This window comes from Massilia sp. 01N410, from assembly GCF_056399665.1.
In genome coordinates, this window is sequence record NZ_JBFTRV010000002.1 from 167228 (window position 1) to 181054 (window position 13827).

The 13827-nt window shown below is 65.9% G+C and carries 14 protein-coding genes; 3 read left to right on the forward strand and 11 right to left on the reverse strand.

The window, feature by feature from the left end; genetic code table 11:
• Positions 1-2: 2 nt before the first annotated feature.
• The gene (locus AC1DOP_RS03435; RefSeq protein WP_477249815.1) at positions 3-1040 is read left to right on the forward strand and encodes a hypothetical protein; all 1038 of its coding nucleotides are present in this window, start codon (positions 3-5) and stop codon (positions 1038-1040) included.
• 142 nt (positions 1041-1182) lie between these two features.
• On the opposite strand, the gene AC1DOP_RS03440 is transcribed toward AC1DOP_RS03435, so the two are convergent.
• The 5 genes from AC1DOP_RS03440 to AC1DOP_RS03460 are packed head-to-tail and all read right to left on the reverse strand — an operon-like array spanning position 1183 to position 5976.
• Entirely contained in the window at positions 1183-1947 is a 765-nt protein-coding gene (locus AC1DOP_RS03440) for a cyclic di-GMP-binding domain-containing protein, MshE-related (protein ID WP_442122733.1), read from the reverse strand.
• Between the two features lie 3 nt (positions 1948-1950).
• Positions 1951-2508 (reverse strand): DUF2059 domain-containing protein, encoded by a 558-nt coding sequence (locus AC1DOP_RS03445; protein WP_477249817.1) that lies wholly within the window; start codon positions 2506-2508, stop codon positions 1951-1953.
• A 55-nt stretch (positions 2509-2563) separates the two neighbouring features.
• Positions 2564-4171 carry an OmpP1/FadL family transporter gene (locus AC1DOP_RS03450; RefSeq protein WP_477249819.1) on the reverse strand — a complete coding sequence of 536 codons (1608 nt, stop codon included), beginning with the start codon at positions 4169-4171 and terminating at the stop codon, positions 2564-2566.
• Positions 4168-5190: a transporter gene (locus AC1DOP_RS03455; protein ID WP_442122730.1), complete on the reverse strand. Its 1023-nt coding sequence runs from the start codon at positions 5188-5190 to the stop codon at positions 4168-4170. The genes AC1DOP_RS03450 and AC1DOP_RS03455 overlap by 4 nt, the downstream gene beginning before the upstream one ends.
• A 24-nt stretch (positions 5191-5214) precedes the next feature.
• On the reverse strand, positions 5215-5976 hold the full coding sequence (locus AC1DOP_RS03460; RefSeq protein ID WP_442122729.1) for a C39 family peptidase: 762 nt from the start codon (positions 5974-5976) through the stop codon (positions 5215-5217).
• A gap of 167 nt (positions 5977-6143) precedes the next feature.
• Here AC1DOP_RS03460 and AC1DOP_RS03465 point away from each other — a divergent pair, with 167 nt between their 5' ends.
• Together AC1DOP_RS03465 and AC1DOP_RS03470 are read left to right on the forward strand one after the other, a co-directional pair.
• Positions 6144-7004 (forward strand): helix-turn-helix domain-containing protein, encoded by an 861-nt coding sequence (locus tag AC1DOP_RS03465; protein WP_442122728.1) that lies wholly within the window; start codon positions 6144-6146, stop codon positions 7002-7004.
• Positions 7005-7155: 151 nt separating this feature from the next.
• Positions 7156-8223, forward strand: coding sequence for an AraC family transcriptional regulator (locus AC1DOP_RS03470; RefSeq protein ID WP_442122727.1), 1068 nt, complete (start codon positions 7156-7158; stop codon positions 8221-8223).
• Here AC1DOP_RS03470 and AC1DOP_RS03475 read toward each other — a convergent pair.
• The 6 genes from AC1DOP_RS03475 to AC1DOP_RS03500 form a co-directional block, all read right to left on the reverse strand.
• On the reverse strand, positions 8168-8632 hold the full coding sequence (locus AC1DOP_RS03475) for a hypothetical protein (RefSeq protein ID WP_442122726.1): 465 nt from the start codon (positions 8630-8632) through the stop codon (positions 8168-8170). The two genes, AC1DOP_RS03470 and AC1DOP_RS03475, sit on opposite strands and share 56 nt — an antisense overlap.
• Complete coding sequence (locus AC1DOP_RS03480) at positions 8629-9477, reverse strand: hypothetical protein (RefSeq protein WP_477249823.1); 849 nt, start codon at positions 9475-9477, stop codon at positions 8629-8631. Before AC1DOP_RS03480 ends, AC1DOP_RS03475 begins: the two co-directional genes overlap by 4 nt.
• Entirely contained in the window at positions 9477-10253 is a 777-nt protein-coding gene (locus tag AC1DOP_RS03485) for a hypothetical protein (RefSeq protein WP_477249825.1), read from the reverse strand. The genes AC1DOP_RS03480 and AC1DOP_RS03485 overlap by 1 nt, the downstream gene beginning before the upstream one ends.
• A gap of 78 nt (positions 10254-10331) precedes the next feature.
• Positions 10332-10838: a DUF6160 family protein gene (locus tag AC1DOP_RS03490; RefSeq protein ID WP_442122723.1), complete on the reverse strand. Its 507-nt coding sequence runs from the start codon at positions 10836-10838 to the stop codon at positions 10332-10334.
• A 235-nt stretch (positions 10839-11073) separates the two neighbouring features.
• The gene (gene typA / locus AC1DOP_RS03495; RefSeq protein WP_442122722.1) at positions 11074-12909 is read right to left on the reverse strand and encodes a translational GTPase TypA; all 1836 of its coding nucleotides are present in this window, start codon (positions 12907-12909) and stop codon (positions 11074-11076) included.
• A gap of 237 nt (positions 12910-13146) precedes the next feature.
• Positions 13147-13707 (reverse strand): hypothetical protein, encoded by a 561-nt coding sequence (locus AC1DOP_RS03500; RefSeq protein ID WP_442122721.1) that lies wholly within the window; start codon positions 13705-13707, stop codon positions 13147-13149.
• Positions 13708-13827 lie beyond the last annotated feature (120 nt).

Below are 13827 nucleotides of genomic sequence, written 5' to 3' on the forward strand. Positions count from 1 at the left end.
CAATGGAAACCACATTACGTACAACGACCGCCGGCGGCACCGGCAGCCCCCTTGACACCCGCGCGCGCGTCTCGGCGCCCGTGGTGCGGTCACGCGCCGCCACGAACACGAGCGAAACCGGCGCTACCGACAAGCAGGTGGCCGGCAGCGCCGCCGCTCCGCTGCGCAGCAATGCCACCAGCGCCGTCGGCGCGCTGCAGGACCAGGTCGCCCGCGCCCAGCAGGCGCTCGACTATCTCGACCAGGTCCAGGGCCAGCTCGAAGCCGTGAAGGGCGCGCTGAGCACCAAGCTGGCCGGCGCCCGCAGCGCCGCCCGCCAGCAGAACGACAGCCAGCTGGGCGCCCAGGTGCGCCAGCTCGCCGCGACCCTCGCCGCGCGCCAGAAGAACGCCGGCGGCGGCATCGACAGCAACCTGAATTTCACCGGCAACCCGGCCACCCAGCGCTTCCGCATCCGCGGCCTGGATCTCGCCTCGCTGCGCAGCGCCGGTCCGCAGAGCCTGGCCTTCTCGGTCGGCGGCAACGGCGGTCCGCAACTGTCGGTGAGCATCGGCCCCGACCAGACCGACGACGAGATCGCGGCCGCGATCGACCGCGCGATGTCGCCGATGGGCGTGCGCGCCGGTCTCGATGGCCAGGGCGGGCTGGTGTTTTCGACGCCGGAATCGAACTGGCCGGCGGTCAAGGACAGCATCGCGATCAGTGGCCGCGGCCGCGTGGCCACCGATGAAGTCTCGCCCGCGCTCGCCCCGCAGCAGTGGCCCGCGGACAGCACCGGCGACGCCCTGCGTTCCAGCCTGCGCGAAGTGGTGCAGGCGCTCGAACGCGTACGCCGTTCGCGCGACGCCGCCAGCAACGCGCTGTCGGCCGCCACCGTCGAAATGACCCAGGCGACCACCCCGCCGCCGGAAGCCCAGGACGCGGCCCAGCAGTTCGCCAGCACCGCCACGAAGCCCGACTACGAGTCGCTGCTGTCGCTGACCTCGGCGCTGGTGGGCGTCAGCCGCGAACGCGTGCTGGCGCTGCTCGGCTTGCGCTGAGCCAACCGATAAAACAAGGTCGCCCGCACTAAAATTACGTCGTCCCCGCGAAGGCGGGGATCCAAGTTCTGCATGCGCTGCGTTAACGCTCGCAAACTTGGGTCCCCGCCTGCGCGGGGACGACGTTTTGAAGCCAACGATTTCAGTGCGGCTTCACACTGATCGTCGTCCCCCGCAAATCGATATCGCGAATTTCCACGCTGCCGAAGCTCGGCCCCGGCGCACTCCCCACGCGGATATTGCGGAAGCTGATCTCGCCGATGGTGCTGGGCATGCGCAGCGTGATCGAACCGTCCTTGTTGATCACTGCGTGCGAATTCGCGGCGTCATAGCTCACGTCGCGCACCGTGGTGTCGGCCGACAGCAGCATCGCCAGCGGATTGAAGACCTGGGCCAGCTCGCCCAGCACACGCACGCCGCCGTCCGGCAGCGCGCTCACCGGGTTGCGGGCCGCATTCACGCCGGCCTGGCCGGTCAGGGCGGCCAGGCGCAGCTCCAGCTGGCGGGCCTGGTCGCGCAGGGCGGCGTCGTCCCCGCCTTTGTTCCATCCTTGGGCCATGATCTCGCCCAGCTCCTCGTCCGACAATTCGCGCAGCGAGCGCTCGCCGGCCGCGCGGGTCGACACCGCCGCGGCCGGCGCCGCCGTCACCGCGGCATAGGCGTGCAAGGGCCCCAGCAGGGCCGCCGCCAGCGCCGCCGCCATCCGAAGGTTGCGCTGGCGCCGGATCGCACCGCGTACCTGGGCTTCGGTGATCAGCTTCATGTCGGCCAGGATCTCGCCCAGCCTGCGGCCGCTGCGGCCCTGCTCGCGGATCGCCGCATCCAGCTGGGCTTCCGAAATCAGCTTCTTGCCCAGCAGGATCTGACCCAGCTGGGATTTCTCGCGCTTCTGCGTCATCCAGTCCATCGCTTACTGCCCCACCGCGGTGCGCAGGCGCAGGCCGACGCGGTTCTGCAGCTCCGTCATCTTCGGCTGGATCTGAGCGGCGTTGGCCTTGGCCACGTTCTCGCCGACGGTCCGCTTCATCTCCGGCACCAGGCTCTCGAACTTGGCCAGCAGCGGCGACTCGAGGATGTCGGCCAGCTGCTTGAGTTCCTCGGTGCTGAACTTCTGCGCCAGCAGCGGCGCCACGCTCGACTGCACCACGGCCTGGGTGCTCGCGCGCAGCGGCGGCGCTTCCTGCTCGATGAATTTATTGGCCTCGTCGGTCACCTCCTTCATCGCCGCTTCCTGCTTCTCGGCCGGCACCCGGCTGGTGACCACCACGCGCGACTGGCGGACCATCTCGGCCACCGGGGCCTGCAGCATCTGCATGCCGACGGAATCGAGCGCCATCTTGGCCAGTACGCGCTTCACCGGCGCCTGCTTCTCGGCCGGCACGCCCGCCGCGTTCTGGGCGCAGGCGCTCCCCGCCAGGGCCAGGGCCAGGCCCGCGGCCACACCTATTACAGACATCGATCGGGACATGTTCATCTCATCACTCCAAATGTAAGTTCAGAACGGCCGCGTATACGACGCGCGGCTAAAACGGGCGCGTATAAGACGCGCCAAAATAGCGCACAATCAGGCTCCCCGACACCGAGGTCGCCGCATACGGGTTATAGATCAGGTTGAAGAAATTGTCGCAGTTCAGGTTGCAGTCGCTGCGCGCCGGGATGTCGTAGCTGCCCTTGATGTAGCTGCCGGTGAGGTTCACCTCGGCGCCGCTGTCGAATTTGTAGCGCAGGCCCAGGCTCTTCAACTTCGTGTCCGGCAGCGGCGCCAGGAGGCTCATCTGGTTGCCCGGGATCGAACTCTTGCGCGGCTCGTAACCGGCCCGCAGCGACAGCTTCCTGGTCAGGTTGATCTGGGTGCCGAAGCTGAAGTTGACCACGCTTCTGAAGCCCATCTTGAAGGTGGCCTGGCGCGAGTTCGCATAGCCGAACAGGCGCGCCATCTCGAGCAGCTTGACGCTCTGGTCGAACTCGAAGGTCAGCTGGTTCCACTTGTTCCAGTCGGCATAGCTGACGTCCGCGTTCAGCTGCACGTAGTCGGTCGCCATCAGCTTGATGCCGGCCTGCACCCGCCACGGGAAGGGAATCTTCGCCGTCATGTTGCCGCTCTGGTACTCGGGGATGGAGGACGGCATGCCGGTGACGGCACCGACGATCGGCCCCAGCAGGCTGGAATTCAGGCCGCGCACGAAGCCGCGCAGCATCGGGTCGGAGTGCACCATGTACTGGCCGCGGAAAGTGGTGGTGCTGCCGCCCTGATACACCAGGCCCAGCGCGAACCACTTCTTCGGCTCCCACAGGATGCCGACATTGACGGTCGGATCGAAGGAGGCGTGCAGGTCGAAGTCGATGTTGGCCGCGCGCTTGAACGGGTCGACCATGGCTTCCGGACCGCCGCCGCACAGGCCGAAGGTCAGGGTGTCGATCACCGTGCCGTTGCCGTTCGGGCACATCGCCCGCTGCAGCTGGCCGACCGTGCCGAGCAGCTTGTTCGGCGCCCGGAAGTCGGTGTTGATCGCGAAGATGGAATAGGCGATCGGCACCGAAAGGCCAACCCGCAGCGTGTCCGAGATCTTGTAGGCGGCGGTCGGCGACAGGTAGTTCAGACGCTCCAGCTGGACCAGGCGGCCGTCGAAGCGCGCCGGGTCGTTCGGGTCCTTGGTGCGGTCCACGCTCATCGCCTGCGACAGGTAGACCAGGGTGCCGAAGGTCCAGTTCGAACCGGGCGCGTTGTACGAGAAGCCCAGCCCCGGCACCGCCACCGCCGGCAGCCGCGCCTTCGGTATGCCGATGAAGGGGATCCCGATGGCTTGCCGCACCGGTCCGCTCGAGGTGCCGTTGATCGGGTCGTCCTTGAAGCCGCCGATGTCGATGTCGGGCGCGGTCACGAACTTGTTCGGATTGCGGATCGAAGCGACGAACAGGGTGTCGATGTGCTGGCTGCCGGTCAGGCGCGCCAGGCCGGCGGGGTTGAAGTGGATCGACTCGATCCCCGGCGGGTCGGCCGTCACCGCATTCCCCATCGCCATCGCGGTCGGGCTGGTGGCCAGGTTGTCGGTGACGCCGGCCCGCGCCGCCGGCAGCGCGGCGGCCAGCGTGGCCGAGGCCACGGCGGCGGCAAGCAGGCGGGTCTTCATTTCAGCAGCAGCGGCACGCTCATGGTCAGCGACAGGTTCGGCGCCGCCGCGGTCAGGCCGGCGCCGACGGTGACGTTGACGGTGGTCTTGGGCGTGAAGCGGTAGCCCAGGCCGATCGACAGGATGCCGGCGCTCTGGGTCTGGGTCTGGGCCTTGGTGCGGGTCCCGGCATCGTTTTCGAAGGTCAGCGTGGAGCGTGCCGAGATCGATTCCTGGAACGAGAACGAGGTCGTGATCTTGTACGACAGCGCATACGCGAAGCCGAGACCGAAGCCGAAGCTGGCGCCCGGCTGCACTTCGCGCAGCGTGGCGCCGGTCAGCTGCTGGTGCAGGTGCTTGGCCTTCAGGCCGTAGCCGACGTTGACGGAGCCGAACAGCGCCACCGGGTCGACGATGCGGGTCACGTTGGCGCCGAGGCTGAAGGTATTGACGCCGGAGCCGGTCGCCAGGCCCTTTTCGCTGTCGACCTTGAAGGGACTCTCGCCGGTGGCCAGGCGCACGCCGCCGGTGATGGTGAAGGTCGGCTCGTCGCGCTTGACCTCGAGCGGCTGCCAGCGCACGTTCAGGCCCAGGTCGCCGATCGTGTGCGAGACGCCCGAGTAGCCGGTATTGTCGGCGTAGCGGCTGATGAAGGGCATGATGACGTTGGCGGTCAGGTTGTTGCGCACGCCGTAGTCGAGCATCAGGGTGTTGGTGACCGTGTGCGAATTGCTGTTCTCGATCGAGAACAGGGTCGCGAGCCCGGAGCTCAGGTCGGTGTTGATCTTCTCCTGGCCGATGTAGGCGTAATTCAGTTCGTAGTTCAGCTGGACCTGGCCCTTGCGGATCAGCGAATACTGCTTGTCGACGGCGGTCAGCGTCTCCTTCAGCAAGGTGGTGTTGTCGGCGTCGCCATCCTTCTTCGCGAGGGCGTCGCGCACCGCATCCGAGGTCGCGGGCGCCGACGACTGCTGGGCAAAGGCCGGCGCTTGGACGAGCAGGCCGCAAACGGCCAGCGCCAGCAGGGAACGAATCTTCATGGTGGTCCTTGTGGTGGTCTGTTTCTATTGTTTCCGGATCGAGACGCCGCCGAAGCCGTTCAGCAGGCGCTCCATCTGCAGCTGGTTGTCGATCGGGCGCAGCAGGCCGCGGTCGCGCACGCGGTCCATGTCGGCCACGCCCAGTTCGTGATCGGACAGGGCCAGCTTCATGACCGGCGGCCTGTCCTTCGGCGGATAGGCCAGGAACAGGGTGTTGCGGTCCCACAGGGTCGCGAATTCGTCGACCGGGAAGGTGATGTTGCCCATCGCCGGATCGGCCAGGAACACCAGGCCGCCGCGCACGCCGCGCAGCACCACGAAGTGCTTGAAGCCGGCGTAGTCGATCGGCACGATGCCCGGCTGGTCGAGGGTCAGGAGGTCGGCCATCTCGGCGCGGAAGCCCGCGCTCTGCACGTTGATAGAGGCCAGGTAGCGCTTCATGTCGAGCAGCGAAAAGCCGCGCCGCTCGATGATCTTGTCCTTCTCGCCGAAGGCCATCATGCCTTCCATCGACTGCTGTTCGCTGACGTCGATGCCGAGGTGGTACTTGAGGATGGTGACCAGGGCCGCCGAGCCGCAGCTGTAGTCGTAGGCCTGGTGGACGATGTTCTTGTACTTGAGTTCGGAGAACGGCTCGATGGCGACGTTCTGCACGCCGGCGGCCGCCACCGACATGGTGGTCGGGATGTCGAAGCGTTCGAGCGGACGGTCCTTGGCCTCATGCTTGGCCAGCACACCCGCGCCACCCAGCAACGCCGCCAGGACGCCCAGCAGGACTGCGATCATGTTTTGTCTCCCCGGACGCTTCTTGCGTTCCTTGTTGGCCTGCCGGTTGGCGTGGCGTTTTGGCCACGTTTATTGCAGTTTTTCTATATTTTGTATGCAGGCAAGCTATGCCGGTGTTATAAAACGCTGTCGATTTTGTAAAAAACCGCTCATTCGAAAACAAGGCGATGAATTCCTGGGACAGGATCAGCAGTGCGCTGGGAGAACCGGTGATCAGCGTCGAGATCGGCGGCGTGCCGCTGCGGGCGGAGCGCTACATCTTCCAGCTCGGCGGCTGCGAGGTGCCGCCGCTGGACTCGCTGGTACTGGCCTGCCACCTGGGCGGCGCGCGCGCCACCGCCGGCCGCTCCGCCTCCCGCTCCTTCGATTTCCTGGCCGGTTCCTCGACCGTGTTCCAGCCGGGCTTCGCCAGCCGCTGGTCCTTCCACGGCGCGATCGACATGGCCATGTTCCACGTGCTGGATCCCAGCCACGAACTGGTGCGCCACCTGCAGCGCCTGCTCACCGCGCGCACCAAGGCCCCGCCCTTCTCCGATCCGCTGGTGAACGCCAGCGCCCAGCAGCTGCTGGGCGAACTGGCGCGCACCAGCTCCCCCAACCGCACGGAGTACGGCTTCGTCGAGCGCCTGGCCCACATCATGATCGAGCAGACCTGCCGGGTCCTGGAGGGCAAGACCGGGCGCCACGTGCCGCCCGACGCCCTGCAGCTGGGCCGCCTGCAGGGCGTGCTGGAATGGATCGGCGACAATCTGTCGAACGAACTCTCGAATGCCGGACTGGCCGAACGGGCCGGGGTATCGGAATCGCACTTCCGCCGCATCTTCCAGGAAGCGATGGGCATGACCCCGCACCGCTACGTGCTGCGCCTGCGCCTCGAGCGGGTCCACGAGCTGCTGACCCGCACCAGTTTTTCGATTGCCCGTGTTGCGGCGCAATGCGGTTTCAACAGCCAGAGCCACATGACGTCCTGCTTCTCGGCCGCCTACGGCATCACGCCGGCGCGCGCGCGCCAGCAATCGCGAATGTGAACCGCAGGAAATGAGCGTTTTTTGAAAAAGAAACGATCATTTTCCGACGCGCCAGCATTTGGCGTGCACACATAATAAAAAACGGCAAGCGGGCGGCAGACCCGAGGCCACACAACAAGGAGACAGGCATGACCAAGGCACGAGGCCCAGCGTGAAGTATTTGTCGGCCACGGACGTGGTGCAGCGCATCAAGAGCTGCCTCTCGGCCGAAGGCGTGGACGTCGAGGGCCTGTTCGAACACGCCGGCCTCGGCTGGTTCGAGCAGGGCAGCGGCCGCGCCGCCGACCTGCTGGCGCTGTCCGACCAGTTCAGCCAGCTCTGGGAAGGCCTGGCTGCGGCCAGCGGCGATCCGCTGATCGGCTTTCGCGTCTTCGCGCCCGATCCCTTGAGCTGGCTCGGGGTGCTGGGTCATCTGATGCTGGCCTCGCCGACCCTCAAACAGGCCGCGGACAGCCTGATGCGCTACATGCCGCTGGTCTCGCCGGTGGTGCGCGCCACCATCGAGCCGAAGAGCGACCGCGTGCGCGTCGGCCTGAACCTGGTCGGCAGCGCGCGTCCGGTGCCGGTGCAGCGCTACGACTTCACCTGGAACCTGCTGTTGACGACCTTGCGCTTCGTCGGCGCCCGTCCCGGGCTGAAGCCGGTCAGCGTCGAATACGCCTATCCCTCCCCCGGCGACAGCGCCGCCGCCTACGCCGAACGCTTCGGCTGCCCGGTGCGCTTCGGCGCGCCCGCCAACGCCGTCGAATTCGCCAACACCGACATCACCGCGCCGATACCGACCGCCAATCCGCTCGCCGCCGAGGGCCTGTTCCGCCTGCTCGACGAGCGCCTGGTGCAGGCCGAGCGCAGCAGCTTCGCGGCGCGCGTGCGCGAAATGCTGCCGGCCATGATCGACCAGGGCGGCGCCCTGCGCGATGCGGTCGCGCGGCGCCTCGCGATCAGCGAACGCACCCTGCAGCGGCGCCTGGCCGACGAGGGCACCGACTTCTCCACCCTGGTCGACGAAGTGCGCCGCACCATCGCCCAGCAATACCTGGGCAGCGACCGCATCAGCGTCAAGAACCTCAGCTACAAGCTGGGCTTCTCCGACCCCAGCGCCTTCCACCGCGCCTGCCTGCGCTGGTTCGGCAAGGCGCCCGGCGAGTTCCAGCAGAAGACCGCTAGTGGGACCATAAACGCAGCTGGCCCTGCATCGTCATCTCGCCGTTCAGGCTGACCCGCCCCAGGTTGCCGCTCACCGCGCCGTGCGGGTCGGACTGCACGCTGATCGAATCGAAGCCGGTATCCGTGAAGCGGACATAGCCCGGCAGGGTCAGCGCCACATAGCTGCTGCCGTCGGCCGCCGTCTGCGGGCTGATGTTCAGGCCCACCATCGTGATCACGCCGCCGATGTTCCGGACCACCATGTAGGTTATGCGGCCGTCGACATTCTGCGCGATGGTCAGGCGGCTGTCGGCGGCGGCGGCGTCGGGCTGGCGGTTCAGGTTCAGCTGGACCGCGAAGCTGATGCCGTCAGCGCCGCTGACCTGGGCCAGTTCGCTGTCCGGCAGCGCCTTCGGTCCGGCAACCGCGGCGCCGCACAACAGCATGGCTAACATGGTGGAGGCGGATGCGGCGATCCTCATGGCCTGAACTTGATGTCGAGGTATTGCAGCTGGATCGAGCCGATGCGCGAGCTGCCCAGGTCGACGTTGGCCCCCGTATCGCTGCGGAAGCCGATATTCCCGATCTGCAGCGCGCCGGCCTGCGCGGCGGCGCCGGCGTCCGGCCAGTTGATGCCGATGTGCAGGCGCGCATTGCCGGCATCGTCGGTGCGCACGTTGAAGATGCCGGCCTGGGAATTCACGTCGGCCAGGCGCCATGGCGCCACCGGCGCCGAACCATCATCGGTGGCGGCGCCGATGCGCACGTTCGACAGCACCATCGCCTCGCCGCCCGCGTCGCGGCCGTTCGGCTGCAGCGCCAGGCTGCCGATCTCGATGCGGGTCGAGATGCCGAAGGCGAGGCCGTCGCCGGCCGCCGGCGTCGACCACTGGAAGCCGCCGCCGTAATAGATCAGGTCCTTCAGGACCACGCTGCCGCCCTTGACCACAATGCCGCCGTCGTCGACGTCGAAATCGAAAGCCGCCTGCCAGGCTTCGCGCCCCAGCAGGTTCTGCGGCATGGCGACGTTGACGATCTCCGCCCTCCCCGGCGCGCCGGGCAGGATGTCCAGGCGATAGGGGTCGGCGAAAGGCGCGTCCACATTGTCCGAGCGCGAGGCCGACAGCTTGCCGATGCCGATGCTGCCGCGGCCGTCAGGCGTGGTGTAGCGCAGCACCGTGTTGCCGGACACCGCGAAGTTCGACAGGTTGAAGCTCATGCCGTCGCGCCCGCCGATCTTCGACAGCGCGCTGTCCGACAGCGGTTCCAGCGCCGCGGCCAGGCCGGGCACGAACGCAAGGAAGAACAGGGAAACGGCGGCGCGCATCAGTGGCCCGGCGGGTTATTCGCCGGTACCAGGCCGGTCAGGTTCAGGGCCGTCAGCTTGTCGCGCCAGTTCAGCCAGATCCCAGCCTGGGCCTCGGTCAGGGCCGGCATGCCCGGCGCCGCCTGGAAGCTCACCGGCGTCTTCAGCACCGAGATCCAGAAGTCGCGGCTCGGCCCGGCGGCGTCGCCGGCGGTGATGCCGCCGACTTTCGACAGCGAGATGCAGCCGGTGCATTCGCCGTTCCAGCGCTTGCCGCCGCCGGCGTCGTTCAGGCTGTCGACGATGCCGGCCGCGCCGGCATCGATGCGCAGGGCGCCGGACAGGGTCGCGATCTTCATGCCGATGTCGCCGGCGATGCCGTCGAAGCCCAGGCGCATGCCGATGATCTCGCGCTGGCCGGCACTGCCGCTGTTCTGGTAAACGAATTCGAAGTAGGGATTGGTGATCTGCACCAGGCGCTGGGCGTCGCCGGCGTCGCTGCGGCCGAAGCGCAGAGCGCTGATGTCGAGGTCGGCGCCGCCGCCGTTGCGCGGGCCATAGTTGTATTCGCCCAGGCGCAGATTGGCCAGGTTGGCGTTCAGGGTAACGTCGGCATCGAGAGCGATGCGGGTGAAATCGAAACCGTTGTAGCTGGAGTTACTGACGGTGAACAGGCCCTGCCCGCTCACGGTGGACATCTCGCTGTCCGACAAGGCGCGCATCTGGGCCGACGCATTCCCCGCTGCCAGCAGGTTGAACGCGGCCAGCGCCAGCGCAACAAAGAAATATCTGCTCATGGATTATCCCGACGAGCGTTGCAAGTCAAAACGGCCCGGGGCCAAGCCCGCGGGCCGTCCGTCACCAGACCGGAGGGATTAGTGGGCCCAGATGTAGACGGTGGTGCCTTGCAGCTTCATGTTGTTGATTTCGAACTTGCCGTAGGAAGCGTCCGAGTTGCCCATCTTGATCGAATCGACGCTCATCGACAGGTTCTTGGTCGTGTCGACCAGCGGAATCGCGATCTTGACGACGTCGCCAGCCGGCTGGAAGGCGCTCAGGCCGGCGCCGCCGGACACGCCCAGGGTGGACTTCGGATTGGCAGCGCTGACTTCGGTCAGGAAGCTGGCGTTGTCGATGATGTCGATGGTGGCGGCAATCGCGCCAGTGATGTTGATGTTATTGAAGCTCACCGAACCACCGCCGGTGCCGGTATCGGTGTACTTGAATTCACCGATGTTGATATGCAGGTCGGCGGCGATCGACACACCGTCGCGGCCCGAGACCTTGGACAGGTCGCTGTCGGCGATCGGGGTCAGGGCCGATGCGTACGAAGCGATCGAGGACAGGGCGGCGACGACGGCGAGTTGTTTCAGCAGTTTCATGGTATCTCCAGTAGTTATTGTGATCGACGGGTGTCTCTTCGGCTCCGCAGCGCCTGGGAGCTTGTTTCTTAATTGGAAGTCAATTAAGTGGTAATCATGTTATTACTTCCGTTTCATTTAATGCATTTTTTGTCCTGGCTCAGGGAGCCAAATCGATGGATTCCTGAGCCAGCCGAGGGACGAAAAAAAACCCGCTGCGGGCAGCGGGTTTTTTTCGTCAAGCCTTGGCGCCGGATTACACGGCTTCGCGGCTGGCCTTCTTGCGCTCGTGCTCTTTCAGGTGACGCTTGCGCAGGCGGATGCTCTTCGGGGTGATCTCGACCAGTTCGTCGTCCTCGATGAACTCGACCGCGTATTCCAGCGACATCTGGATCGGCGGCACCAGGCGCACGGCTTCGTCGGTACCCGACGAACGCACGTTGGTCAGCTGCTTGCCCTTGATCGGGTTGACGACCAGGTCGTTGTCGCGCGAGTGGATACCGATGATCATGCCTTCGTACACCGGGGTGTTGTGCTCGACGAACATGCGGCCGCGGTCCTGCAGTTTCCAGATCGCGTAGGCGACGGCGGCGCCGTCGTCCTGCGAGATCAGCACGCCGTTGCGGCGGCCGGCGAGTTCGCCCTTGCTGTTGTCGACCGGTGCGTAAGCATCGAACACGTGGCTCATCAGGCCGGTGCCGCGGGTCAGGGTCATGAATTCGCCCTGGAAGCCGATCAGGCCACGCGCCGGGATACGGTACTCGAGGCGCACGCGGCCCTTGCCGTCCGATTCCATGTTCTGCAGGTCGCCACGGCGGCGGCCCAGTTCTTCCATGACGCCGCCCTGGTTGACTTCTTCGACGTCGACCGTCAGGTTTTCGTACGGCTCGTGGCGCACGCCATCGACCATCTTGTACACGACTCGCGGACGCGAGACCGCAAGTTCGAAGCCCTCCCTGCGCATGTTTTCCAGCAGGATGGTCAGGTGCAGTTCACCACGGCCCGACACTTCGAACACGGTATCGTCATCGGTCGGCGAGACACGCAGCGCGACGTTGGCCTTCAGTTCGCGCTCGAGACGCTCACGCAGCTGACGGCTGGTCACGAACTTGCCTTCGCGGCCGGCCAGCGGCGAGTTGTTGACCATGAAGTTCATGGTCAGGGTCGGCTCGTCGACGGTCAGCATCGGCAGCGCTTCCGGCACGTCGGCGGCGCAGACGGTCGAGCCGATGCCGATTTCTTCGATACCGTTGATCAGGCAGATGTCGCCGGCGACCGCTTCGTCGACCAGCACGCGCTCCAGGCCCTTGAAGTTCAGCACCTGGTTGATGCGGCCCTTGATCGGGGTCGAATCGGGACCGTTCAGGATCACGACGTCCTGGCCGGTCTTGACGCGGCCACGGTTCACGCGACCGATACCGATCTTGCCGACGTAGGACGAGTAGTCCAGCGAGGTGATCTGCATCTGCAGCGGACCGTCCGGGTTGTCGTCACGCACCGGCACGTATTTCAGGATCGCGTCGAACAGCGGCTTCATGTCGCCGCCGCGCACGCTTTCGTCCATGCCGGCGTAGCCGTTCAGGCCCGAGGCGTAGACGATCGGGAAGTCCAGCTGCTCGTCGGTGGCGCCCAGCTTGTCGAACAGTTCGAAGGTCTGGTTGATCGCCCAGTCGGCGCGCGCGCCCGGACGGTCGATCTTGTTGACGACCACGATCGGCTTCAGGCCCAGGGCCAGCGCCTTGCGGGTCACGAAGCGGGTCTGCGGCATCGGGCCTTCCTGGGCGTCGACCAGCAGCAGCACCGAGTCGACCATCGACAGCACGCGCTCGACCTCGCCGCCGAAGTCGGCGTGGCCCGGGGTGTCGACGATGTTGATGTGGGTGCCTTCATATTCGACTGCGCAATTCTTCGACAGAATCGTGATGCCACGTTCTTTTTCGAGATCGTTCGAGTCCATCACGCGGGTGTCGACCGCCTGGTTTTCACGGAAGGTGCCGGATTGGCGCAGCAGCTGGTCCACGAGGGTGGTCTTGCCGTGGTCAACGTGGGCAATGATTGCGATATTACGAATCGCGCGTTTGGTGTCTGACATATGCGTATTCAACAGTGAATGTTGCGTGATGGATGGAGTTTCGGCTAGAGGCGCTCGGCGGGAGCCGGTTGGCATTGCCGATTTCCAGAACCCGCTAGTATAGCATGCGGATTCCGTCTGCTGCATTGCAGCGGCGAGAAAAGCCCTGAATTTTCAACGGTTTGAGCTTAAGGCCCAAATATTGAAGGATGATGACGGGCGGTTACGGGCCAGATGTGGAGGACGCTTCGCCCGATTTCAAGAGCGGCGCAGCGCCCACATGGCGCTGGCCCAGAGGATCAGGCCGATGCCGAGAAAGCCCACCGGATCGGCCGGCCCGCCGGCGGCGAGCTGCGGATACGCCAGCGCGAACAGCACCAGCGCGGCCGCCGTCACGTAGTGCGGGGGATTGCGGAACACATAAGCCAGCGGCACGAAATGCAGGCCGATCACGGCGATCGCCATCGGCACCACCCAGGCGCCCTGCCCGATGTTGGCAAGCACATTGCCGAGCACGAGGATGAGGATCCACTGTCCGCCATTCACCAGATGAAACACGCGATCGGCCCGTTTCTGTTCCGGAGTCTTTGCGCGCGCGGCGACGGCAACGGCATGGCGGCGGTAGCACAGCCAGGCAGTGAGGGCCAGACCGATGCCCAGCAGGGCGATGCCGCCGAACACCAGCAGCCCGGCGCCGGCGCGGCAGTCCCAGACCTCGAGCAGGATGGCGCCGAACACCGAGAACAGCATGGCGCCGAAGGCACGTCCACCTGCCTCGGCGGAGAGATTGCTGACGGTCTGGGGGATCTCGGCTTGCATGCGGGCTCCGGAGGAAGGGAATATTGGCTGATGTTCAATATTCTGCTTGCATGTATTAATTACAAGCAAGCTTTTCCTTCCTCACTGTTGTTTCCCGGATTTGTCCGCAGGCTATGGCGG

Coding starts and splice junctions, on each gene's coding strand:
- AC1DOP_RS03435 (WP_477249815.1), top strand. CDS start 3: ATGGAAACCACATTACGTACAACGACCGCCGGCGGCACCGGCAGCCCC.
- AC1DOP_RS03440 (WP_442122733.1), bottom strand. CDS start 1,947: ATGGACTGGATGACGCAGAAGCGCGAGAAATCCCAGCTGGGTCAGATC.
- AC1DOP_RS03445 (WP_477249817.1), bottom strand. CDS start 2,508: ATGTCCCGATCGATGTCTGTAATAGGTGTGGCCGCGGGCCTGGCCCTG.
- AC1DOP_RS03450 (WP_477249819.1), bottom strand. CDS start 4,171: ATGAAGACCCGCCTGCTTGCCGCCGCCGTGGCCTCGGCCACGCTGGCC.
- AC1DOP_RS03455 (WP_442122730.1), bottom strand. CDS start 5,190: ATGAAGATTCGTTCCCTGCTGGCGCTGGCCGTTTGCGGCCTGCTCGTC.
- AC1DOP_RS03460 (WP_442122729.1), bottom strand. CDS start 5,976: ATGATCGCAGTCCTGCTGGGCGTCCTGGCGGCGTTGCTGGGTGGCGCG.
- AC1DOP_RS03465 (WP_442122728.1), top strand. CDS start 6,144: ATGAATTCCTGGGACAGGATCAGCAGTGCGCTGGGAGAACCGGTGATC.
- AC1DOP_RS03475 (WP_442122726.1), bottom strand. CDS start 8,632: ATGAGGATCGCCGCATCCGCCTCCACCATGTTAGCCATGCTGTTGTGC.
- AC1DOP_RS03480 (WP_477249823.1), bottom strand. CDS start 9,477: ATGCGCGCCGCCGTTTCCCTGTTCTTCCTTGCGTTCGTGCCCGGCCTG.
- AC1DOP_RS03485 (WP_477249825.1), bottom strand. CDS start 10,253: ATGAGCAGATATTTCTTTGTTGCGCTGGCGCTGGCCGCGTTCAACCTG.
- AC1DOP_RS03490 (WP_442122723.1), bottom strand. CDS start 10,838: ATGAAACTGCTGAAACAACTCGCCGTCGTCGCCGCCCTGTCCTCGATC.
- typA (WP_442122722.1), bottom strand. CDS start 12,909: ATGTCAGACACCAAACGCGCGATTCGTAATATCGCAATCATTGCCCAC.
- AC1DOP_RS03500 (WP_442122721.1), bottom strand. CDS start 13,707: ATGCAAGCCGAGATCCCCCAGACCGTCAGCAATCTCTCCGCCGAGGCA.